A 23,139-nucleotide genomic window follows, 5' to 3' on the forward strand; every position below is an offset into this window, starting at 1 on the left:
GTGACAAATGTTAACGAATAGTTTAAAAAAATTAACGTATCGTTTACACTATCGCGGTATAAAAGAACTGGATATATTTTTTGGACGTGTGGCAGACCAATTGTCTGAGCTATCTTCAGATGAACTTGCCATTTTAGAGCAACTTATCGATGAGTCTGAAGATAAGATATACCGATGGGTCTTGGGTTTTGAAGAAAAACCAACACATTACAAAAAAATTATCGAAAAACTTTTGACTTAGACAATATTGTCCCTATACTAGACATAGGAAATGAATAAAGGGTCGCACCATGAAAAACACAGTATTTGTATTAATGACAGCGCTATTAATGACAGCACCATTTGCGAAGGCTCTGTTAAGTGATGAGCAACAGCATCGACTTGTGAAACTGGATCGTCTTGAAAACCAGGCGCATGAAAATTTGCAGAAAGCTGAACAGGCTGCATTAATGGGTAAGATTTCGTCTAATCAACTAAGAGCAATGCGCAAGCAATACGAAGCCGCCAAAGAAGTGCTTCAGGCTGAATTATCTAAATTACCAAACAGAGCCGAGATTGAGCAATGGTTAATTGATAACCATGTGGGGATTGGCGAGTAAGAAAGTTTGAAAATAGGCATCCTCACTAGGCTCGGATGACGTTTCATTGCCCACCCGACCTGGGATTGCACAAAGGGGTGCAACCAGGTCTTCCCACCCTCAGGGGTATTCTTTATCGACGGTATCTTCGTCTAGCGTTTTCTTAATGACAACAATATGATCTTCGTGGAAAAAATTCAGAACTTTCATGGCTTGTTCTTCTAAAAAGTCTATGTCGATGCTTTTGGGATTCAGGCGTTTGATTTTTTCTTCTAATTTCTGACGTTGCGTTTGTAGTTCTAATAATTCAAATTCTTTTTCATCCAGTTCATGTTGAATGGTCCAATATTTCAGAACACCGCGTTCACCGCTAAACCCGTGATAAGCAAAGTATACGAAAATGGATAACCCAACAATAATTGGCCAGAACCGATAAAAGAAACGCCGCAAGTCCATTAGCGTCTCTTTTTTGGTTTTGATGTTGGACCGACAGAAACAGTGGGTTGTTTTTGTGGGCCGGATGAACGTTTGGTGCGCAAATGAAACGCAATTTGTCCGGTGAGAACATTTACATCTTGCAGTTCAACGTCAACGCGGTCGCCTAGTTTATACACTGTTCCGGATGATCGTCCTTTTAATTCATGGGCAGATTCGTTATAGATAAAGAAATCTGGCATGGATGATATGGGCACCATACCGGTGATGCCGGTTTCATCGACTTGCACAAATATACCAAATGATGTAACGCTGGTAATTCTGCCAGTAAAATGAACTTGTTCTGTTTCCAACATATACAAACTTAGATAACGGCTGATGACTTCGCGTTCGGCTGTTTCTGCTTCTTTTTCACGTTCTGTAATATGGTTTGCGATAGACGTTAGGTTTGAACCTTGATCATCGGTTAAAGCACCATCACCTAAATCAAACGCCTTAATAAGGCTGCGATGCACGATCAAATCGGCATAGCGTCGGATTGGAGAAGTGAAGTGCGCATAATGCGTTAGCCCCAGCCCAAAGTGTCCATGATTTGATGGAGAATATTGCGCTTGTTGTTGAGATCGCAATACCATTTCGCTTACCATAATCTGCTGAGGAGTGTCTTTGACCTGGTGAATTACATGGTTAAAATCACCGGGAGTTACTAAATGTTTTTGCTTATCGATTAATTTAATAAACGTTAAAAAGTCTCGCAATGATTGAACGCGTGATTCTGTTGGGGTGTCATGAATGCGGTAAAGACAGGGCATCTGTTTTGATTCTAACGCCTTTGCTGCGCAAATATTGGCCAGAATCATAAACTCTTCGATCAGCTTGTGGCTGTCTAGACGGCTGCGGATTCGGATCTCTTCTAGGTTGCCTTGCTTATCCAGCATGACTTGATGTTCGGGTAAATCAATATCCAGGGCGCCGCGTTTGTGGCGATTTTCCAGCAACACTTCATATACAGCATACATATTCTTAATCGCAGCATGCAATGGACTGTTTAAGGTGCCGTCTAAAATGTTTTGAGCTTCATTATATGTTAGGCGTGCTTTCGATCGCATCAAGCCGCGAACAAATTTGTATTGAATAAGTTTTCCTTGGTTGTCCAACAGGATATGAACTGCCATACAGGCGCGATCTTGGTCGGGACGCAAAGAGCACAAATCGTTCGATAATTTTTCGGGAAGCATGGGCAAAACTCTGTCTGGAAAATATACAGAATTTCCACGGGCAAATGCTTCTTTGTCCAGGGCAGAATTCGGTTTTACATAATGTGCAACATCGGCAATTGCGACGATAATATGCCAACCATTTTCATGGGGTTCAGCAAATACGGCATCGTCAAAGTCTCGGGCATCTTCACCGTCAATGGTAACCAAATCATAATCACGCAAATCTTCACGATTTCCAAGCAAAGGAACCGTTCCTTTTTCAGCCTCTAACACAGCGTCATGGTCAAATTCATTGGGTAAATCATGTTGAAGAATTGAAATTAAGCTTAAACCTTTGGGTTGATAGACATTCCCCAAAATAGCCAATACTTTTGCTTGATTGCCAGTCGAATCTTGATCCAGTATTTCTACTTTTACGATATCACCTTCTGCCGCTTTTAACGTGTGATAGGCAGCTATGTAAAACTCTTTTTTCTGTTTTTTGGATACGGGGTATACATACCCTCCATTTTTCCTGGGTTGGAAAACACCAATGGAATAACCTGCGTTGTTCTCGGTAAAAACTTTAACTGCTTTTGCAACAAATCCACCAGTTTTAGTGCGGTGAATCAGCGCCATCAAGGTCTGACCCAGCTGCAAAGGAAACGTAGAAAATGTAAGAATAATCGGATCATCAAAATCGCTCAGCTCTTTCGGCACCAACAGATAATCAGTAGGGCTCAAAATTTCAGCGACCCGACACTTAATAACTGTTTTTTTCCGACCAGAGATTGTCTCAATCTGCTTGGCAACTTTATAATCTGATTTTTTATCCCGACGTGTATTCTTTTTCCAAAGACCGTCTGTCTCAATTTCTTTCAATAATACTTTGAAGGGCTCTCTCAAGTCTCCTTTGATATTAAAGGCTTTTGCGACCTCGCGCTTACTTAGATCGTGAGATGCGGAGCGAATAAATTTCAGAACGTCGTCTTTTGTGGGTAATCCGTGTTTAACTTTGGCCATGATGATGTATAAGCTTCTTAATATGCACCTTAACCTATCATATTAGGCAAATTTAAACAAAAGAATTTCGTTATCAGCGTCACGCTGGCAACGTGCCGTTGCATCCGTTAGGCAGCATGATTGCACTCTTTAGGTTAGATCCAATGCGCTCTGACACGGATTTTAATTTTTTTCCAAATTTTATTATCTATGGGATACAACCTCAGGTTGTAAAAAATCTTTTGTTTATTCATAATTTGTTAATCAGTCTCTGATACTTTGAAGATGGTAGGCTTTTAGTAAACTCAGATCCCACTTGATTGTGGGTGCATCTGATACGCAATGGCGATTTTGGATATGGATTAGCACAGCGCTGTGCGAAACATGTCCTAGTTTGAAAAGGGATGGTATCCCTGGGATGACGCGTAAATTTTTCAAAACGATTTTTTGAAAAATACCAATTGTATTGCGTTGTGGTGGCGGGGGGAGGACACGCACTGAGTAATGATGATGGGAGGGCCCCATCGCCCGCGCGAGACCAGCAGCTAGAAAACTTCAATTTGCAGCCTGAGGGTGCACCCAATAGATTAGATTCAATCCGCTCTGACACGGATTTAATTTCCCCAATCTAACCTAACGGATGCAACGGCACGTTGCCAGCATCATGCTGCCTAATGGATCCAGAGATGATCCCTGGCGGCACGATGCCTCCTCATTTTTCTGAGCCTAAGGCGTCACATTAGTTATTGCTACATAGGTTAACAAGATCGCAACCCATGAAACAACTTTGTGACCCATTTGAATTAAATATAGGGTAAGTGGAATCTTTTCCCAAATTAATGCACCCGCCGATTCGACCGCCACAAAGAAAATAATAAACTCTAGCGCTGTTAACGCAGCTTCAACAGACCCAAAATAATGATAAACAACGGCTAAGCAGAACGACAGTGTAAGCGTTACAACAAATCCCATGCTTGCGCTCAGCGCCATGTTGCTATCTTCAAGTTGTTTGGGATTAATTTTTGATAGTGCCATCCATTTTTTTACAAACAAAAGGTCTGAATACCATACAAATCCGATAATCATTCCAACAATTGCAGCCCCGAAAACGCCCAAGTAATTAATAGAACTAAATAATACCATGGTAACCTCGTTATGTTTTTGACAAGTACAGGATATTACATAAGAAACCAAAAGCAACTGTTATTCCTAGCTCTTCTCAAATAGTGAAAAGACTGGCTTTTTGTAAAAAATATATCTAATATAAAGGTTAGGATTTAAGTTGCAGGAAATAAAATGTCTTGGGGAGCCTTGAATAATCAAAGGGAAAGAACATCAACCGAGCCGTTGCCAGAGTTTTTAACGGGGCAGGCTAGTAAAAATTTTAGTGATCGATCAGATCCTCAATTTCAAAATGCAGAGGACGTTGTTGTTCGAAAATCAGAACGACAGCATTATGCGTCACGCCAAGAATCAAGCCGCGGATATGGATTGACGTATTCCGGATCTATAAATATTCAGTTATCTAAAAAAACATTGTTTGTATCGGTTGTGTTTTTTGTGATGGTTATTTTGGCAACGTTTTGTGTTGGGTATGCTGTTGGAAACTTATCGGTTTCGATGGCTGCTGGACAAACGAATTCAATCGTTCCAACTAAAAAACCAATTATTCCAGCTAGAAAAAAGATAAAACAAGATGTGCGTACAGCGACAGAAAATATTGAATCGGTCGCAACCGCAGCAGACTTGGCAGAGCCGTCTATAAATAAAGCGGGTGATACCGCTTCGGCTCAAGAAGAAAACACCCCTCACGTTTCATCGGAAAAAAATAATAATAAGGAAAATGACAGTGAAACAATTGATGATGCGCCGTTGGCTGCAGCAGATAAAAACGACGTGGCTGATTAAGGGAATACTTAGCCTAAGTTTGTTGTTTATTAGCGGATGCGATAAAGTTAATGACTTGCTCTCGGGAGAGATGATACCTCCTGGGCTCATTGCATTAAAACAAGATATACAGCTACAGCGACTACTTTTGGTTTCAGAAAAGGAAGCAAATAAATCAAGGGCATTTGCGTTTCACGTGGTGTTAACTAAAAATATTCAAATGGCTCAAGACTTATCTCAGATGACGGCGGACCAATACTTCAAGGCGGACAAATCAAATGTGTTTGCTCAGAATTATCACGGAATGTATAAGATATTTAAGTTTTCGGTTATCCCCAGTAAAAAAATGCCTGAGCTAAAATTAAAAATAGATCCTGGCAGTAAGTATGTTGGGGGGTATTTCTTTGCAAACTTGCAACAGCCAAAAGGTAATAATAGAATTCGCATTCCATCGGGTCAACATGTTATGGTAAAATTTTCTAAAGACGGAATGAGCTTGGTAACCCCAGATCTGATGGGCGAGGGGCTTGAGGCATTAGAAGAAAAAATTGGTATCCCTGGTTTACCAGGAATGTAATAGATAAGGTTGTGTTGTGATAAAAGATTATAGATTTAAAACGGATCCTATTCAGTGGCATGAGGGAATGCCTTTGGCGCCTCAGCACTTTCAATTAAACGATCATCGTTATCAAAGTCTTTTCAGTTTTCATGTGTTGAACTCTGGACCTTATCATTGGGGTGTCGGCGAACTTCAGATTGACGCGCTTGCATTAAGCAAGGGAGTCTTTAGACTTCAGAAAATTTCTGGAATCATGCCAGATGGTGCGGTAATTCAATATGAAGAAAATGATCAATTGCCCAAATTGGAAATTCCATTGGGCGAAATTGATTTTAAACACCAGGACACATGCTCAATTTATTTAGCCTTGCCAGCATATGCGCCCGGTGAGCCATCCGCAGCGGGTAATGTTCCCAGATATATTTCAACAGCGGGCGATGTGGTGATGGATGAAAACGGTTCGTTTGGGGATCCAACCCGTGTGCCGCGACTTGCACCTAATTTGTATTTAATTGTGGGGCAAACGCCTTCAAGTAAATTTGTCAGTTTTCAAATGGCAGAAATCGCTAAAGTGGGTGGACAGTATGTGTTAACCACTTATGTTCCTCCGTATTTAACCTTGCCTAAAAAAGAACCTTTAAAAAAGGCTCTTGAAGATTTGGCGTTGGAAATCCGAACTAAAATTTTATACAGTTTGGAACGATATGATGCGGCAAGCGATAATCCAACCAATCAGCATACTCAAGCAATACTGCATACTTTAATTGAGGCGCTAATGCCGTTTGAAACGATTGTTTCTGCGGAGGGAATTCATCCGTTTAACCTGTATCTTGCATTGGTAGAGTTAGCCTCTAAAATTTCCAGATTAAGATTAAATCTTTCTCATCCCCCCATCTTTAATATCTATGATCATAACAATATCTATGAACCCTTCAAGATCACTATAGATTATGTTACGAAAATTCTTGATAAGATGTATGATAAAGTTCAAACGCGCACGTTCCAAAAGAAGCGTGGATATTTTGGTTTAACTTTACCCACTATCTGGCATTCAAAAACAATAATATTGGGAATGAAAAAATCTGCTGAAACCAGTCAGGCGACGCACCAAAATTGGATTGAAAATGCGTTAATTGGTACAGAAAAGTTCGCGCAATCAATTATCGATCGACGTATTATTGGGGCTGTGCGACGGATTGTATCGCCAGATGAAAAATCAATCATCAACGCACCAAACGATGTGGTGTTGGTTGAGGTTCAAATTGATCCGCAGTTTATAAGTTTAGGGGAAGTGTTATATGTATTTAATCCGTCTGATGTGTCATCCAACCGTCCGACAGATATTTACCATTATGTAACAATTAATGATATTTAAGTACTAAGTAGAATATTAGAAAAGAACAATAAAAATGCTACACCATCAATATCAAGATTCATTTATATATCGCTTTTTTAGTTCCTTCTATACCGAAGTTTTGCGTGAAAAACAAAAAGCCTTATCACAAGCGGGGCCCCAGCTTCCTAAGTTAGAAGACTCTAAAACCCGTATCATTACTGAACAAATTATTGCTAAGCTTGAATCCTTTTTAAGAGACTCAGAAGAAGAGGCGTTAAAGGGGGGGTCTTATATCCAGTCAGGGTATAAAGCTGTGCAGTATATCGCTGTGGTTTTAACCGATGAAATCTTTCTGAATCTGAATTGGCAGGGACAGGCATATTGGGATAAAAATATTCTAGAATCCAGACTCTTTAATACTCGCAAAGGTGGTGAAAAATTATTTCAAGACTTGGGCGATTTCTTAGAACAAAACGATATGTTGCGAACGGATATCGCAGCAGTTTATCTGCATGCGTTGGCGCTTGGGTTTCAAGGGAAATATCGTCACACTCAGGATCTTTCAATCATAGATTTATTTATGGGGAAATTGTATGAATTCATTTATCGTCAATCTCCCAAAGTTTTTACCCATGAAGCCAGCTTGTTTCCAGAGGCGTATGCACATACGATCAAAGACGCAGAACCTCAAAAACTGCCGGATCCTTACCGATGGTATTATTACTATTTATTGGGGGTAACTGCATTTTTATTAATGACGTATGTTATGTGGTTTGATTTAACGTTTGAGCTTAAAACCGCTCTATATGAACTGATTCAATTAGGAAAATAAAAACAATATGAATTGGATAAAAAATATCTGGAATTACATTAAAAACCCAGACCCCTTCGTGGGGTGGGTTAAGGCAACATTTCCTGCAGTCGCAGATTATAAATATATTGCTAATGTGTACTATATTCTCATTGCTGTTGTGGGGCTCATTCTTTTATATATCACCTTTAAAATTCTCAGATGGATATTCCGAAAACTGATACAAATTTTTATGAAGGTTAAAGCTTACTTTCTTAAGAAAAAGAAAAAAGCACTTCCTAAAGATGATTCGGTTGCGTCTCGCAGTAAAGTTTCTGATTGGTGGAAATGGTTGCGAGAGAAGCTAAACCCAGAAAAAGAACCGATGGAAGAGGCATTTCACGAAGCCTCAAAACTCTTAAAACAAGCATTCGGTGGCAATGATTACATGTACGAATTGCCTTGGTACTTAACGATTGGGGATACAGGTTGTGGAAAAGGGACTCTCTTAGATAGCTTGGATATTAAGCGTCCGTTTGGTTTGGGGCCCAAGATTGAAGATTTAGGCTTACCGATAACATGGAACTATTTTGATTATGGTGTGGTGTTGGATGTGCGGGGCGATGTTATCTATGATAATAATAAAAAAGCAACCACATCAAAAGTATGGTCAGACTTATTACAACAGTTAAGTTATCACCGCGCTCGCAGACCCTTAGATGGAATCATCGTGACGTTGTCCGCAAAAGATTTATATGGTTCCGAAAAGTTATCTGCCCTTGATATGCGAAACAAAGCACATGTTCTGTATCAAAATTTAATTACGATTCAAAATAATTTATCGATGCGATTGCCGGTATATGTGGTGATTACAAAAACAGACATCATTCCGGGATTTGATGCATTTACAAAAAACTTTCAACACTCCAATCTAAAAAACATGTTTGGATGGTCAGCTCCTCATGGTGTTCGACAACCGTATAGCCCGCTGTGGATGGATGAAGCCTCACAAGAAACAATGGCTGCAGTCAATGACTTAAAGTTGCAAGCATTTGCAATGATGCACAAGCAAGAAAAAAACTTAGATGAAGATGCCTTGTTTGTCTTTGCCGAAGAATTATCAAAAGTTTGGGATAACATTACAATTTTCAGCAACCAGCTGTTTTCTGAAAATGTGTATAAAGATTCACATTTCTTGCGGGGTATTTATTTTACAGGGTGTGTAGAAGACTCTAAACATTATACAGCTAATCTAGATTTGTTTGTTCAAAGACAGTCATTTAAAACATGTTTTGCTCGCGACTTGTTTATGGAGAAAATATTTGCAGAACGCAATATTGGGTTTCCATCCTACGAAATTGTCCAATCTGTATGGCGCAATCTTACCGCTGGAAAAGTTGGCTTATTAAGCGGGCTTGCCGTATCTTCTTTGTTGTCGATGGTTTCATATCAACAATTCAAAAACAACAAGGAAAATTTGCTGCCTGCCATACAAGATATTAAAATCGTGATGAAGGAAATCAAAAGCCTGCGCGGGAATAAAGCCAATCTTTCAAAAGATGAATTAGAAGCCTATAACAAACACTTTGATCATTTCTTAAAAACGGCTACCGAAGAAACTAAGTTTTGGGCATTCTTCATGCCGCCATCATGGTTTTCAAGTTTCAAAAAAGATTCTTACTCAGCCGTTGGTGCTGCATTCGATTTAATTTTGGTGCAAAGCGTGCATCAGCAGGTACAAGAAAAACTGAATAAGTTATTAGCAACCCCAAAAGAAATTGCGCAACTCAGTGAAAAAGAAAAAACAGTATTTGATGCGGTTGATCAAAAACTTTCGGAAAAAGCAAACCCCATTAAAACTAGATATTTTCAACAGTTGAAAGAATTCACAGACAATTTGGTCTTGTTAGAAAAAATAGCGGATGCCTACAATAACTTTTTCATTTCTCGTAAAGAAGAGGATCTATTTGCTTTGATAAAAGACTTGTTTAACTATGACGTTACGGATGGCTTTAAAAGCAACTTTAATCTTTACAACTGGGCTATTCGTACGGACGCATATGAAAAGTTAGACTTAAAAACCTATAAAAAACGCATACAAAAAAATCTGGAAAAATTGTTTGATGGGTTCCTTGTATATGGAATCACTCAAAACGACAGCCTTAAAAAAGTATTTGGATTAAACTCAGTCTTAGACGAGCTTGCGGACGTTGATTCTTATAATGATGTTTCTGCGGATGAGTTTGAAAATATTTTTAAAACAATTCAAGACGTCGTTGATCTTTCTTATAAAACGGGCGATCTTGCATGGATTGCAGAGGATAAATTTAATCCGGGTGAAGATTATCAGAACTTTTTAATTGCAATTGGTCGATCTCATTTAATTGTAAAAGAATTTGTTGGTGATCAAATGTCCCGCATTCAAAGAGCATATTCTAAACTAAAAGATGAAATCTCTGGGTCGTATTCTTCTATGTTGGATGCCAGCGTATTCAATATGAATGGTGGATCGTTCCATGCAAATCAAGAGCTCATTGATATTAAAAATTACCTGGATAGTTTTATGGGTGAATCCTTTATGACCAAGGTAGAAAACAAAGGCCTTGCGACTCAAGAAATAAAAGGAAAACTGATTTTATGGGATGCTCGACATTTGGCCAATGCAGACAGAATGCTGTCAGCGTATTATGACTTTATAGAAAAAGGAATTGAAGAGTATCCTCAAAAACTTAGACCGTTATTAGAAAAAGTATCCAAAGGACAGCTGCACAAAAACTTATTGAATTTGTTGGGAATGTCTCAATATACAGTTAGCAGTAACATTGAAACAATTGGCACCAATCCAGAAGAACGCTTTAAAAATCAAGTGCGCAGTTTTATGGCAACATGGACTTCGTTAAAGAAAATTTTAACGGAATTATCTTCGGTTGATGAGATTCCTGAAACTGTAACAGAGCTAAATCGTTTTGTGACAGAGCAATTCTTGAAAGTATTAGTAGCGCTAGATGCAATTATTGATACAGAAAATCTTTTAAAGGTTCGGCAAGGTAAGTTTAAATGGTGGAGTGGGGATGGTGATCCAATACTATCAGGATTCAAAGTTTCGGATTCTAAAGCCTTAGAAGGTCTTTTAGATACACATTTCAGGCGGCTAAGTAAATTAGCAAAAGACTATGCAAAACCATCGGTAAATTTACTTATTGCGGATTTTCTTCCCTTGCAAACGTCAGAGCGACAGGCTGTTAAACGATGGACGTCAATTTTAGAACAATCGTTGGCGTATGAAAAGAAACAGGCTGGCAATTCAATTGAAAAGTTAGTGCAGTTTTATATGCAAGATTTGAAAGATTTTAAACTTGAAACTGCGGCAGCAACGTTTAAAAAAGTTCAAGCAGTTTCGGACGAATCAGACTATTTTTTGGAACAGCGCAGCCTTACATTCAAAGACTTGTCAGATCGTGTTGATGCTATTGGAGGGTATAAACTTTTAGAACAATATCAAAAAGTATCCAATTATTTTAATGAGAACATTGCTAACAAGCATCCATTTACAAATGATCCGAATGTACAAGAAGAGGTTGATTTAGCAAGTCTTAAAGAACTGTTTAATCTTATGGCGGAAAAATCATTTGCACTTGATGATTATGTGGCGGCATTTAAAGCGCGAGAAAGCAATCCAGACAAATATATTCAGTTCTATAAAAGTCTAGATACGTTACGTCGTTTATTTAAACCATTTGCAGATGGAAAAACCGATGTGCCGGCGGTGTCTCTTCAGGTATATTTTCATGCGTCTAAACACAGAGAGTCGGCGACAGCACAAACATATATTCAGGACCAAGAGTTTGATTTTGGAACGGGGGTCCCCTTTGATATTAATGACAATGGAAAAAAGATTGTTTGGAACTATGGTGAACCTGTTAACATCGGGTTTAAGCTTGCGGATGGTGCACCTATTTCAATATTTACGTATTCACAGGACGACACAAACTTTAATAAAGTAAGCGATGCAGAAGGTGTGTTTTCTTATGATGGAGAATGGGCTCTTTTTAGAATGTTGGTGGATAAGGCGGATGCACGAGAAAAAAATATCTTGGCGTTTGATATTCCAGTTCAAACGGATAGGGGTGCAAGTAATATGCGTACGTTTATCAAGGTTATATTACAAAACACCGATGATAAAGAACCTATCGTGTTGCCTGAATTTCCAAAACTACCAGAGAAAGCGCCGCAACTGTCTAAAAAAACACGAAAGGTTATAAGCGCTTTGGAACAGGCAGCGCCGGCTAAAAAACCAGCAGTGGATGATGATAATGAATAGGGCAGACTTGTTATTGCCAATCCGTGAAGATGCGCCTGCTGGGGATATGATACGGTACGATGCGGTTTATCGGGAAATTCAATCGCTTCGGAATGCGACAGATTCTCAAACTCCAGACTATAAAAAATTAGAAACTGCCTGCGTTGATACCCTGAAAAATGTCAGCAAGGATTTGCATGTTGTTGCTATTTTAACTGAAGCTTGGGCAAATCTGTATGGGTTGCAAGGTCTGACAGAGGGGTTAAGCTTAATCATTGATATGTGTGAAACCTTTTGGGATACCCTACACCCCAATAACAGCGATGATCAAGAAGCTAGATTAAGTTCGTTCGTATGGATAAATGATAAGCTGTCTGATGTTGTGTTAAAGATTCGAATTACGGCACCCAAAATGCCAGGAATGCCAGTATATACGTTGGCGACTTTGATTGATGCACGGCAATTAGAGTTAGTCATGCAAAAGTCGGGTCTTCGTAAAACAGAGATTTTGGATCGGGCGGTTAGGGAAAATCGCCCAACGTTAGAGTTAATTACAAAATCTATGATCATTACGCCTGTTGAGTTTTACGAACAGCTTGTCGCGGATATACAATCAGCGGTTGATGCGATTGAAAGATTAGAGGGGTTTTTAGATGAGGCGTTTAAAGAAGACGCGATCACATTGAAAAGCTTTGATAGGTATTTTGATCACATTAAAGCGTATGCAAATGAAGCGTTAGAGAAAAAAAGAGCGTTGCCGACAGCTGAAAACGCAGAGTCCATTGAAGATGTTGATCAACCTTCAGAAACCGATACCACAACATTAGATGAAGCGATACGTTTGCCCGCAGACCAGCTATACGGACTGTTGGCGAAAATAGCAGAACGATTGGAAGAAATAGAACCAAAATCTCCCGCACCTAAATTGGTTAGAAAAGCGATAGAGTGGGGAAATATGAGCACGACAGAATTGTTTAATGATTTGGCGCGAAACGATATCAGTATTGCGGAAATCACAAAGCTATTGGGCTAGACGCAGCGCCCTTCGCCCCACAATGCCCCAGTGGGGCACGCAGGGGCAAACCTGCGCCGCGCAACGGGAACTAACACTGCCCCCCGCTCAACGAAAGATGACCACCGTGAGAACTCAGCTGATTAATTAGACGTTGCCATTTTTCATCTTGATCGTTAAAGATCAGATCATCAGAACATGCTGTCCATAGCCACTTATTGTCTTTTAATTCTTGTTCCAGCTGACCGGGTTCCCAGTTTGTGTAACCCAGGGCAAGCAGGCTTTGTTTCGGTCCTGTGCCTGCGCCGATACGGTTTAAGACATCTAATGTGGCTGTTAATGAAATCGACTCATTTATGTGAGTTGTTTGTTCGTGGGAATAATCGTTTGAATGTAAAACAAACCCACGCCCCATATCCATCTCGCCACCTGCAAATAGCGGAACTTTTTTCGGAAATGATGGGGTGACGGGAATATTTAATTGTTCAAGTAGGTCATCTAAATACAGTGCGGGAACTTTTTTATTGATAATTAATCCTACAGCCCCCTTGGAATCATGACCGCAAATCAAAATGATTGATTTAACGAATTCACCTGTTAGATGTGGGGCCGCAATTAAAAGCGTGCCGATTAATGATGAGTGTAATGACATGTGTTAATTCTCTGTTTCAAAACACAGAATATGTCAAAAACATGACCAAACTATTAACACGGCAGATTTTTTAGAATAAATATGATATTTCTTGGTGATATAAAAATATGAGAATTAATTATGATAAAGGAAATCCCTTATTTTAAATACCATCTCGATATTATGTTTCTATAATAGACTATAAACAGCCATTGATATAGGCGTCCATTAATTCTTGAGGGGTATATAACCGCATATTATGTGAAAGTTTTTCGTACAATCCACGCATGCCTAATAACTTTTTAACATAGTCTCGCGTTTCTTTGTAGGCTAAACCTTCAATCCATTCATAATCCCAATCATGTTGGGGGCGGCCTACTTGCTTTAACCATTGTGACATGTATGTTGGACCTGCGTTGTATGCGGCGGCTAATAATAGGTGAGACTCATAAAAGCGTTCGAATAATTCTTTTAGGTATAATGATCCCATTTTTAAATTATAGGCGGGGTCTTTGTACAACAATGTTTCTTCATAATAATGCCCTTTTGATGATAAATGGCGACCTGTTAGGGGGGTGATCTGCATCAGACCTAAGGCACCCATATCGCTTTTGATCATGGGGTGGAATCGGCTTTCATTAAATGCCATGGCGTGAATAAAGTGAATGTCTGCAAACCCGGCAGGTTGAAAATCAATGCGCAAGAATACATCGGGTGTCACCAGGTTATACACCTTATTTACTTTCTCATAATAATGAATGGTGTAATAGGGGGTTGAATATTGCTGAGTGAAATAAAATCCCAGGGCATAATCTATTCCGGTTTTTAGTCCGTCTTGCAACGCATCCAGCAATACATTTTTGACGGTGTGTTCTTTTGCTTCATGCAAAAACTGTATGGCCTGAATAATATCGCGTGTCGCAAAATGTCGAATCTCATCAGTGTGAATTGCGGGTGCTTTTAAATGTATGTCTCGATCTAACTTTTTAGCTGCCAATTGACCATAAAATGTTTGGGGAAACTGCAGGGCATGTTCAAACCAGTGCGTTGATGATTTTGATTGACCTGCGGCCGCTGCGGCTTTGCCTGCCCAATACGCATATTGAGCTTTATCGGCAGATAGTTTTGCTAACGATGTTGCCTCAATAAAATGATGCAGACCTTTTACGGGTTGATTCAGATACGATGTCAAAATCCAACCAGCTAACCAATGCAACTCAACGGATTGAGGTTGATGAACGGTGACTAGCGATAGCCCTTTTTGTGCAAGCTTTTGGGCGGTTGTATACTCTTTTATTTCAACTAATTTTCTAATGGTGCGAATGACTGTTGTGAAAAAGACATCCTTTAAAACAAAGATTCGCTTCGTGTCGCTTTCCAATAATAATTTCGCAGCAAGTTGAGCATTATCCCCACGCAGCGCATTTTGTGCTAACACAGCAGCAACGCCTGGATGCGTCGATGTCGTCAGTTTGCTTTTGCGATTGATTAGGTTGATCCATTCTTGATACATCGAACGTTTTGCAACCTCAATCTTGGATAAAAGAGCAGATGCTGTTTCGGTTTTACATTTCCACAGCAGCATCTCGATACGTTGTTGATGATCTTTCGCAGTTAATAGTTGTCCGTATTTGGACAGCAAGTTCGCTTGTTCTTTGGGAGTCATAGTGTCGGATAGCCAAAAATTGCGGAATATATTTACAAATTGATGATGCTTTCTTTCATGCACTCCCAACGTTCCCAAGAATGCATCCATTCCTTGAGCTGTAGTTGGCGCATGCCCAACAAACCATTCTCGAATAATCTTCTTAGATGTTTGAGCATTAATTTTCTTTTCCAACATGGGAATTGTTTCGGGTCGTAATGGCCAATGGGGTTCTTTTTTCATAAATCGCACACCGTCTTCAAAGGTCAGGTCATGTTTGCGAAGCATGCGCCAGGTTTGAATCGTTTCAACAAGGGGGCATTTGGATAATTTTCCCAAAGTCTTAAGATCTTTAGTGTCCTTGTGATCTTTGTACAGCTTCAGACATTCGGCGCTGAATTTTGGTTCAGGGAAAACAACAGCACTTTTTGCAGATGCTGCTGAAAACACAAACACCACACAAAAAACAACCTTGAAGCCCTGGGCAAAGGGGGCTATAGTGGTGGAAAAGTTAAACAAGGATTGCTGATGATGTTGAGTGGTACACTGACGGCGTTGATTACGCCATTCAAAAATGGGAACGTTGATTTTGAAGCGTTGGAACGTTTTGTGGAATGGCAGATTGCCAGTGGTATTAATGGTCTTGTTCCCTGTGCCAGCACCGGTGAATTTGCGACATTGTCCAAGGATGAACAAAAAGAAATCTTGAAAACGGTTGTTCGTGTGAACAATGGGCGCGTTCCTGTTGTTGCGGGTGCCAGCGATATCAACCCTTACAACGTGATTGACCTTGGACGTCAAGCGATGGAGTGTGGTGTTGATGCTGTTATGGTCGTTGCTCCATATTATGTAAAACCAACGCAAGATCAGATTCATGATTTTTATACTCTTATTGATGATTCTTTGAAATGTCCATTGCTGTTATACAACAATCCAGGACGCTGTGCTATCAGTATGTCTGTTGAAACAATTGTAAAATTATCGTCTCGTAAAACGATCATTGGTATCAAAGAAGCAGATGCTGACATTACGCGGCCTACAAAGTTTTTAAACAGTATTAATCGTACCGACTTTGCTATTTTATCTGGAAACTCATCATCAACGCCAGCCTTTTTAGCAGAAGGCGGTCATGGAACGATTTCAGTTACATCCAACGTTGATCCAGTTCGATGTGTTCAAAATGTGAATGCGTGGTTTGATCAAGATCTAAAAACCTTTGCACGGCTACGTCAAGAACTGATAGATTTAGATGAGGCGTTGTATTTAGAGCCCGCACCGGCTACTATTAAGTATGCGCTATCTGTGCGTGGAATATGTTCGGATGAAGTTCGCCCACCTTTGGGACGCTTTACCGATAAACATAAGCCAGAGATTAATCAGCTATTGTCATCAATGAATTTAGGAAAAGTATGAGCGAGCCTAAACACATCATTTGTCAGAACCGCAAAGCACGATTTGACTATTTTATCCAGTCAAGCATCGAAGCTGGAATCATGCTTGTGGGGTCAGAGGTCAAATCGGCGCGTCTGAACCAAGTTAACCTGGGTGAAGGGTTCGTCAGCGAATCTGGCGGCGCATTGTATTTGTATCAAACAAATATCGCGATTTACCCCTATGCTAATAATTTTAACCACGAGCCTACTCGCCCGCGTAAGTTGCTGTTAAAAAAACGTGAAGTCACAAAGCTACTGATGAGCATTCAAAAAAAAGGAATGACCATCGTGCCTGTATCCATGTACTTTAATCATAAGGGAAAAATCAAAGTTGAACTGGGTTTGGCGCAAGGTAAAAAACAAATCGATAAACGTGCCACTATCAAAGAACGTGATTGGACGCGACAAAAACAGCGCGTTCTAAAAGGCGACGAGTAACGAAAGGCATACACGCGCTATAACATTTATCAATTTTACAAGCGGTTCTAAACAAGGAACCTCAAATGAATTATTTTTATGAGGTTAAGTGGCGAATTCAGACGCTCCACCACTAGCATGTTACCTCAGCGTCAAACATCAGCCAACCTTGCATTCAAATCTTTTTGCCAAAATGTAAAAAAACCTTGAAAACAAACAAAAAGTCCCTATATAACTAATTTATAACTTAATTAAAGGGCACCATGAAAACCCGTCATCTATCATTGCTGTTATGCAGCACTTTTTTGTTTACCTCATCCATAGTCAGCGGAGAAGCTTTCACTGCTGAAACCAGAGAATATTTTGCGTTAAACACTCTTGTTCCAGAGCATTATCAGTCTTTAAAATATGTAGAGTTCCATGACCCTGTGGATACGCTAAATCAAATAAATCTCCAGAGCGAAAGAGACGTAATCCAAGACGCATGGCGTAAGAAAAATGCACAACTAGAGATTTATAGCCCTGAATATTACAGGCATCAAGCAGAGTTATCAGACTGGCAGGCTCAATGGTTTCCTGAACAAAAACAATATTATACTCAAGAAAAGCTTGACTGGTTAGTCTTAGCTAAAAAAGCAGAACAACGGATTTTGCAAGATCAGTGGGATATTGAAGAGGCAGCCTACACCGTCGATACTCCAGAATGGTTTGAATTTAAAGCAAAAGTAGATGGGGCTAAAGCTGAGTGGTATGATATAGACTCTGAAAATTATACGATTCTCAAAGCCAATTACGATACTTACAAAACTGCGGCTGAGTGCACTAAGCAACAAAAAGCATGGGATATTGAAGAGGCAACCTACACCGTCGATACTCCAGAATGGTTTGAATTCAAAGCAAAAGTAGAGGGAGCTAAAGCTGAATGGTATGATATAGACTCTGAAAATTATGCAACTCTTAAATCCTATCAAAGGATTTATTTGCAAAAAGTAGATCGCATTAGGCAAAAAAAAGCGTGGGATATTGAAGAGGCAACTTACACAGTCGATACTCCAGAGTGGTGTGAATTTAAAGCAAAAGTAGAGGGAGCTAAAGCTGAATGGTATGATATAGATTCTGAAAATTATGCAACTCTTAAATTCAATCAAGGGCTTTATTTGAAAAGAGCAAAGTGCATTAAGCAACTAAAAGCGTGGGATATTGAAGAGGCAACCTACACTGTTTACACTCTAGAATGGTGTGAATTCAAAGCAAGAGTAGAGGGAGCTAAAGCTGAATGGTATGATATAGATTCTGAAAATTATGCAACTCTCAAATCCAATCAAAAGGTTTATTTGCTACAGGCAGAGATGATTCGGCGCAGCCGTGAAGAAGATGAGGCAGAATCAGATACCGAATCAGAAAACGATGTAGAACCACTGCGTCACCATCAAGTTTCTTTTTGGTCTAGGCACAGCAGCATCCCCATGGGGGCTGCACCTCCCCCAGTAATGGTGTTTGAATCACTACCACGCCGTCAAACAGCCGCCCAAACCGAAGCACAACGTCTCTTTGATGAAGGTTTAGCAATGATGGATCGCCTTGATGACTTAGATGCTGAATTGGGAGCATCGTTACCCCGTCAAGCGACAGAAGTAGCAGCAGAAACACAACGTCAACCTCAAACGTCTGATTTGACAAGCCCAATTCCAGCTGAACTTCCCCTAGTAGAGAGATTAGAAGCAGCACAGCGACGCCGTCAAGAAGAGGCAGAATCAGCAGCAGAAGCACAACGTCAATATCGAATTTCTGTTGGGCGAAGCCTAATGGGGGATCCTAACTACTATTCAGTAGTCCTGCTTATTTCAACTATATCTGTTAGCGCTACATTCGGAGGTTTGAATCTTACCAATGACGATCAAGCAGAAATTATGTTTTATATCCCTCAAGAGATAAAACATAGGATGTATAACTTGGATACACCTTTACCTGAAACGCTCCTTACCGGAGATGTGATAAGCAGAATTCGCGAAAGAGACTGGTCAGCTTTTGCTGAAATTGTTGTTGATTTTGATGCTGAAGGGGATGAATCTGAAGGAGATGATTCCGAAGATGGTGAAGCTATGCCCGAGTATATTTATGCTACACCTGAAATTGAAGACTTTATAAAAGACATATTAAAAAATGATTTAAAAAACTCATTAAGGGCTCTAGCTTTAGATGAAACCATATCAAGAGGTTTAAGAAACTGGTTGAACAATCGAATGAATGGTTGTGTCGATAAGCATTTAATTGATATCTATAGAAGTTATAGAAGATCTGAATTAGATGAAGCTCATGAAACTTTATTGAGAATCAACCTATCATGCGTGGCAAATTTTACTTTTAGACCTTATGACTCTAAAAATCTGGCAAAAGCTCTAAAAGCTAGGAGATGGACGGATGTGAGTGACTATGTAGTTGTTATTATAAAAATTATTACAGACGAAGAAACTCAAAATAAGTGGGAAAAGGCTTATAACCCAAATTTTGATTTGGATCCAAAGCGTGCATTTGATCCGAATGCTCCTTTTACTGACCGAGAGGAAGGGAAGATCGGAGCACTTATACAAGGCATTCAAAGGGAAGCAGCTATATTAAGAACTTTGGAATGTATCTTTTTGAAAGAACGTGCTAAGGCTCTTTTTAATAGAGTGATGGGCTTGGAAGACGAAGATGAATAGATAGCCTGCGCTTATTAATTCCCCTCAATCCATAGTTTGGATGGGGGGGGGCTATAACAAGTTAGACTCGTTTGTAACACGTATAAACACATTACTTGCCTACTTCAAATGATTAAAGTTGACATTTTGAAAACACTGTGTATACTAATAGATAGAATTGCGAAGAGGCTACCCAAAAAATGGGTAGTCTTTTTTCATTCTACGTCTTTGAAATCCTCAGCCAAAGGATCTAACTTTTTTTGAAAGACATAGACGTGCCGAACCGAATCCCCAGTACAGGCGCTTAACTACCCGATCAGTAGTCACAGCTCTGTAAACAACCCCTAGAGCCGACGGGCTCGTAAAACACCGACTTTGTGCCTATCAATAAAGTCCGCCTTTCCCCATTCGTGTAAGAAATGGGGTTCTTTTTGCACGTGCGGGTTACTGGGGATTCACTCGGTTTTAAACAACAAACTAAATAACTTAAACACTTTAACAACGGATCGCAGCGCCTTGAATTAACATTCTGCGGCGCATCGATCAAACAAAGGAACTAAACCACTACTCTTCACAAAAATATCTCAAAATCATTTTTCACCCCAAATGATCCTGCGCCGAAGGTGGGTTCAAAACCAACCTAATGGGTGCAGCGTCACGCTGCCCTGCGCCCGAAATGGGTCAAAGCTGGGTTCAACTTCCCCCCTCATTATCCGATCTAAACGCAGTCTCCGAACGCCGGTTTAAAAAAGAAAAAACCCGCAAAAGCGGGCTTTTTCAACATCGAACGTTATATATTCGATTCGTAATTTTCGGCAGCAAAATCCCAATTCACAAGATTCGCTAAAAACTCACCGATGTAATCAACGCGACGATTTTGATAGTCTAAATAATAGGCATGCTCCCACACATCACACGTCAATAGGGCTACGGCACCGTGAACTAATGGCAAGTCAGCATTGCCTGTTTTCATAATGCTTAGTGCGCCGTCCTTTAATATCAACCAAACCCAACCACTTCCAAATTGAGCCATCCCGGCCTCTTTAAACGCGGTGGCAAATGTGTCTAAATCTCCCCACGTCTCGTTGATCTTTTTTAGCAATGCGCCCGTTGGTTTCCCACCCCCATTTGGTTTCATACTGTTCCAATAAAATGTATGGTTCCAAACTTGTGCAGCATTGTTAAACATTCCAACTTTGTCAGTTTTACCATGAGATTCAGTGATAATTTTTTCTAACGTTGCCGTTGCAAAATCAGTGCCTGCGATCAATTTATTTAGGTTGTTTAAATATCCCATATGGTGTTTGTCATAGTGAAAATTTAACGTGTCTTCACTTATAAATGGTGCTAAGGCATTTTTTTCGTACGGTAATGGGGCAAGGTTTAACATTTTTAATCTCCTAATTTATGCGTTATGTAATGCTTTTGATAAATCTTCAGATACCTTTTTGGCATCGCCAAACAGCATCATCGTATTCGGTCTGAAAAACAGTTCGTTATCAACCCCGGCATATCCGGATGCCATGGATCGTTTCACAAACAAAACAGTTCGTGCTTTTTCAACTTCTAAAATCGGCATGCCGTAAATTGCACTTGTTGGATCTGTTTTTGCAGCCGGGTTTGTAACGTCGTTTGCACCAATCACAAATGCTACGTCACAATTTGCAAAGTCATTGTTGATGTCTTCTAATTCAAACACATCTTCATAGGGAACATTTGCTTCTGCCAACAATACGTTCATATGGCCTGGCATACGACCAGCGACGGGGTGGATCGCATACTTTACAGTGGCGCCCATTTTCTTTAGCTGATCACCCATTTCTTTTAATGCGTGTTGAGCTTGTGCAACGGCCATACCATATCCTGGAACAATAATTACATTTTGAGCTTGAGCCATAATAAAGGCTGCATCTTCAGGGCTTCCAGACTTTACGGGGCGGTCTTCAATGGCTTTTTGTCCAGATGATCCCGCAGAGCCGTCATTTCCAAACCCACCCAAGATTACGTTAAAGAATGATCGATTCATTCCCTTGCACATAATGTAACTTAAGATGGCTCCCGATGAACCAACCAACGCACCAGTAATGATCAATAAATTGTTGTGTAAGGTAAATCCAATTCCTGCCGCAGCCCAGCCGGAATAAGAGTTCAACATCGACACGATTACGGGCATATCAGCGCCACCAATTGGCAGAATTAACATCAGACCCAATACAAAGGACAGCGCAACAATAATCCAGAAAATCATATGTGATTCTGTGAAAACAAAGATCGCAGCCATCAAGAAAATCGCCCCGCCAAGGGCGGCATTCATCAAATGCTGACCTGCAAAAGACAATGGTTTTCCCTTGATTAAGCCCTGCAGTTTTCCGAACGCAACAATCGATCCTGTAAATGTTATCGCACCGATAATCGTGCCTAATACCATTTCAATCAGGCTGGATCGATAAATACTACCAATCGTTCCAATTTTGTAGGCTTCGGGGGCTTGATACGCGGCATAGGCTACAAACACTGCAGCTAATCCTACAAGGCTATGAAACGCAGCTACCAATTGAGGCAGCGCCGTCATTTGAATGGCGCGAGCAATAAATGTACCGATGGCTCCACCGATTACAATGCCACCGACAATGTATCCGTATGAATTAATACCAGATCCTAACAAAGCGGTACCGATGGCAATCGCCATACCGATCATGCCGTATAAATTGCCTCGTTTCGCAGTCTTTGCAGACGATAATCCTTGCAATGACATAATGAAGCAAATAGATGCGACTAAATATAGAAAGGCTTCTGAATTTGCACACATTTAATTATTCCCCTTCTTTTTACCATCAAACATTTCTAACATGCGGCGGGTCACAACGAACCCTCCGAAAATATTAATGGATGCCAGGACTATGGCAACGAACCCAGCAATTTTAGCTGTTCCGCTTAGGTCTTGACCAGCAGCAATTAACGCACCAATAATAATGACGCTGGAAATAGCATTCGTTACAGACATTAACGGTGAATGCAATGCGGGTGTTACCTTCCACACGACATAGTATCCAACGAAAATGGCTAATGCAAACGCGGTTAATCCCATAATAAACGGGCTTACGCCAACAACTGTTGCGCTTTCAACATTGGTTTGACCAATTGCATTTGCAATTTCAGCCGCTTTTGAACCGGCGTCTTGTAAGGTCTCCGCTAAATCTTTTAAGCGTTCTTTTAATATATCGTTCATGATAA

The 23,139-nt window shown here is 40.1% G+C and carries 19 protein-coding genes; 11 read left to right on the plus strand and 8 right to left on the minus strand.

Annotated elements, in window-relative coordinates:
- The first annotated feature begins 7 nt into the window (after positions 1–7).
- Both CPBP_RS04645 and CPBP_RS04650 read left to right on the plus strand, forming a co-directional pair.
- On the plus strand, positions 8–241 hold the full coding sequence (locus CPBP_RS04645; RefSeq protein ID WP_350331700.1) for a succinate dehydrogenase assembly factor 2: 234 nt from the start codon (positions 8–10) through the stop codon (positions 239–241).
- A 49-nt stretch (positions 242–290) separates the two neighbouring features.
- Positions 291–599 (plus strand): hypothetical protein, encoded by a 309-nt coding sequence (locus tag CPBP_RS04650; RefSeq protein ID WP_350331701.1) that lies wholly within the window; start codon positions 291–293, stop codon positions 597–599.
- A gap of 99 nt (positions 600–698) precedes the next feature.
- On the opposite strand, the gene CPBP_RS04655 is transcribed toward CPBP_RS04650, so the two are convergent.
- The 3 genes from CPBP_RS04655 to CPBP_RS04665 form a co-directional block, all read right to left on the minus strand.
- Entirely contained in the window at positions 699–1,034 is a 336-nt protein-coding gene (locus CPBP_RS04655) for an FtsB family cell division protein (RefSeq protein ID WP_350331702.1), read from the minus strand.
- Positions 1,034–3,235 (minus strand): ribonuclease R, encoded by a 2,202-nt coding sequence (rnr, locus tag CPBP_RS04660; RefSeq protein WP_350331703.1) that lies wholly within the window; start codon positions 3,233–3,235, stop codon positions 1,034–1,036. Before rnr ends, CPBP_RS04655 begins: the two co-directional genes overlap by 1 nt.
- A 705-nt stretch (positions 3,236–3,940) precedes the next feature.
- Positions 3,941–4,357 (minus strand): DUF1761 domain-containing protein, encoded by a 417-nt coding sequence (locus tag CPBP_RS04665; protein WP_350331704.1) that lies wholly within the window; start codon positions 4,355–4,357, stop codon positions 3,941–3,943.
- 153 nt (positions 4,358–4,510) lie between these two features.
- Between CPBP_RS04665 and CPBP_RS04670 the strand changes: the two genes are divergently transcribed.
- Genes CPBP_RS04670 through tssA form a run of 6 tightly spaced genes read left to right on the plus strand, consistent with a single transcriptional unit; the run spans position 4,511 to position 13,119 of the window.
- On the plus strand, positions 4,511–5,122 hold the full coding sequence (locus CPBP_RS04670; protein WP_350331705.1) for a hypothetical protein: 612 nt from the start codon (positions 4,511–4,513) through the stop codon (positions 5,120–5,122).
- Positions 5,058–5,678, plus strand: coding sequence for a hypothetical protein (locus tag CPBP_RS04675; protein ID WP_350331706.1), 621 nt, complete (start codon positions 5,058–5,060; stop codon positions 5,676–5,678). Before CPBP_RS04670 ends, CPBP_RS04675 begins: the two co-directional genes overlap by 65 nt.
- A gap of 16 nt (positions 5,679–5,694) precedes the next feature.
- On the plus strand, positions 5,695–7,035 hold the full coding sequence (gene tssK, locus CPBP_RS04680) for a type VI secretion system baseplate subunit TssK (RefSeq protein ID WP_350331707.1): 1,341 nt from the start codon (positions 5,695–5,697) through the stop codon (positions 7,033–7,035).
- Positions 7,036–7,069: 34 nt separating this feature from the next.
- A complete protein-coding gene (locus tag CPBP_RS04685; RefSeq protein WP_350331708.1) occupies positions 7,070–7,828 on the plus strand; it encodes a DotU family type IV/VI secretion system protein in 759 nt (252 codons plus the stop codon).
- A 7-nt stretch (positions 7,829–7,835) separates the two neighbouring features.
- Entirely contained in the window at positions 7,836–12,107 is a 4,272-nt protein-coding gene (locus tag CPBP_RS04690; RefSeq protein WP_350331709.1) for a type VI secretion protein IcmF/TssM N-terminal domain-containing protein, read from the plus strand.
- A complete protein-coding gene (gene tssA, locus CPBP_RS04695; protein ID WP_350331710.1) occupies positions 12,100–13,119 on the plus strand; it encodes a type VI secretion system protein TssA in 1,020 nt (339 codons plus the stop codon). The genes CPBP_RS04690 and tssA overlap by 8 nt, the downstream gene beginning before the upstream one ends.
- A gap of 70 nt (positions 13,120–13,189) precedes the next feature.
- Here the strand turns inward: tssA and CPBP_RS04700 are convergent, their stop codons facing one another.
- Entirely contained in the window at positions 13,190–13,750 is a 561-nt protein-coding gene (locus tag CPBP_RS04700) for a YqgE/AlgH family protein (protein ID WP_350331711.1), read from the minus strand.
- 178 nt (positions 13,751–13,928) lie between these two features.
- The gene (locus CPBP_RS04705; protein WP_350331712.1) at positions 13,929–15,830 is read right to left on the minus strand and encodes a lytic transglycosylase domain-containing protein; all 1,902 of its coding nucleotides are present in this window, start codon (positions 15,828–15,830) and stop codon (positions 13,929–13,931) included.
- A 72-nt stretch (positions 15,831–15,902) separates the two neighbouring features.
- Between CPBP_RS04705 and dapA the strand changes: the two genes are divergently transcribed.
- The 3 genes from dapA (at position 15,903) to CPBP_RS04720 (ending at position 19,926) form a co-directional block, all read left to right on the plus strand.
- Positions 15,903–16,787 (plus strand): 4-hydroxy-tetrahydrodipicolinate synthase, encoded by an 885-nt coding sequence (gene dapA, locus CPBP_RS04710; protein ID WP_350331713.1) that lies wholly within the window; start codon positions 15,903–15,905, stop codon positions 16,785–16,787.
- The gene (smpB, locus tag CPBP_RS04715; protein ID WP_350331714.1) at positions 16,784–17,245 is read left to right on the plus strand and encodes an SsrA-binding protein SmpB; all 462 of its coding nucleotides are present in this window, start codon (positions 16,784–16,786) and stop codon (positions 17,243–17,245) included. The genes dapA and smpB overlap by 4 nt, the downstream gene beginning before the upstream one ends.
- Positions 17,246–17,487: 242 nt before the next feature.
- Positions 17,488–19,926, plus strand: coding sequence for a hypothetical protein (locus CPBP_RS04720; protein ID WP_350331715.1), 2,439 nt, complete (start codon positions 17,488–17,490; stop codon positions 19,924–19,926).
- 769 nt (positions 19,927–20,695) lie between these two features.
- Here the strand turns inward: CPBP_RS04720 and CPBP_RS04725 are convergent.
- The 3 genes from CPBP_RS04725 to CPBP_RS04735 are packed head-to-tail and all read right to left on the minus strand — an operon-like array spanning position 20,696 to position 23,137.
- Positions 20,696–21,295, minus strand: coding sequence for a superoxide dismutase (locus tag CPBP_RS04725; RefSeq protein ID WP_350331716.1), 600 nt, complete (start codon positions 21,293–21,295; stop codon positions 20,696–20,698).
- 15 nt (positions 21,296–21,310) lie between these two features.
- The gene (locus CPBP_RS04730) at positions 21,311–22,714 is read right to left on the minus strand and encodes an NAD(P)(+) transhydrogenase (Re/Si-specific) subunit beta (protein ID WP_350331717.1); all 1,404 of its coding nucleotides are present in this window, start codon (positions 22,712–22,714) and stop codon (positions 21,311–21,313) included.
- On the minus strand, positions 22,715–23,137 hold the full coding sequence (locus CPBP_RS04735) for an NAD(P) transhydrogenase subunit alpha part 2 (protein WP_434057610.1): 423 nt from the start codon (positions 23,135–23,137) through the stop codon (positions 22,715–22,717).
- Between the last annotated feature and the right edge of the window lie 2 nt (positions 23,138–23,139).

The sequence above is a fragment of the Candidatus Bodocaedibacter vickermanii genome, assembly GCF_014896945.1.
Lineage (GTDB): Bacteria > Pseudomonadota > Alphaproteobacteria > UBA6184 > UBA6184 > Bodonicaedibacter > Bodonicaedibacter vickermanii.

What these genes read in the sequence shown, in the direction of transcription:
- dapA (WP_350331713.1), top strand. Translation starts at nt 15,903, where the DNA reads ATGATGTTGAGTGGTACACTGACGGCGTTGATTACGCCATTCAAAAAT.
- CPBP_RS04730 (WP_350331717.1), bottom strand. Translation starts at nt 22,714, where the DNA reads ATGTGTGCAAATTCAGAAGCCTTTCTATATTTAGTCGCATCTATTTGC.
- CPBP_RS04645 (WP_350331700.1), top strand. Translation starts at nt 8, where the DNA reads ATGTTAACGAATAGTTTAAAAAAATTAACGTATCGTTTACACTATCGC.
- CPBP_RS04700 (WP_350331711.1), bottom strand. Translation starts at nt 13,750, where the DNA reads ATGTCATTACACTCATCATTAATCGGCACGCTTTTAATTGCGGCCCCA.
- smpB (WP_350331714.1), top strand. Translation starts at nt 16,784, where the DNA reads ATGAGCGAGCCTAAACACATCATTTGTCAGAACCGCAAAGCACGATTT.
- rnr (WP_350331703.1), bottom strand. Translation starts at nt 3,235, where the DNA reads ATGGCCAAAGTTAAACACGGATTACCCACAAAAGACGACGTTCTGAAA.
- CPBP_RS04675 (WP_350331706.1), top strand. Translation starts at nt 5,058, where the DNA reads ATGACAGTGAAACAATTGATGATGCGCCGTTGGCTGCAGCAGATAAAA.
- CPBP_RS04725 (WP_350331716.1), bottom strand. Translation starts at nt 21,295, where the DNA reads ATGTTAAACCTTGCCCCATTACCGTACGAAAAAAATGCCTTAGCACCA.
- CPBP_RS04685 (WP_350331708.1), top strand. Translation starts at nt 7,070, where the DNA reads ATGCTACACCATCAATATCAAGATTCATTTATATATCGCTTTTTTAGT.
- CPBP_RS04650 (WP_350331701.1), top strand. Translation starts at nt 291, where the DNA reads ATGAAAAACACAGTATTTGTATTAATGACAGCGCTATTAATGACAGCA.
- CPBP_RS04690 (WP_350331709.1), top strand. Translation starts at nt 7,836, where the DNA reads ATGAATTGGATAAAAAATATCTGGAATTACATTAAAAACCCAGACCCC.
- CPBP_RS04720 (WP_350331715.1), top strand. Translation starts at nt 17,488, where the DNA reads ATGAAAACCCGTCATCTATCATTGCTGTTATGCAGCACTTTTTTGTTT.
- CPBP_RS04670 (WP_350331705.1), top strand. Translation starts at nt 4,511, where the DNA reads ATGTCTTGGGGAGCCTTGAATAATCAAAGGGAAAGAACATCAACCGAG.
- CPBP_RS04665 (WP_350331704.1), bottom strand. Translation starts at nt 4,357, where the DNA reads ATGGTATTATTTAGTTCTATTAATTACTTGGGCGTTTTCGGGGCTGCA.
- CPBP_RS04655 (WP_350331702.1), bottom strand. Translation starts at nt 1,034, where the DNA reads ATGGACTTGCGGCGTTTCTTTTATCGGTTCTGGCCAATTATTGTTGGG.
- tssA (WP_350331710.1), top strand. Translation starts at nt 12,100, where the DNA reads ATGAATAGGGCAGACTTGTTATTGCCAATCCGTGAAGATGCGCCTGCT.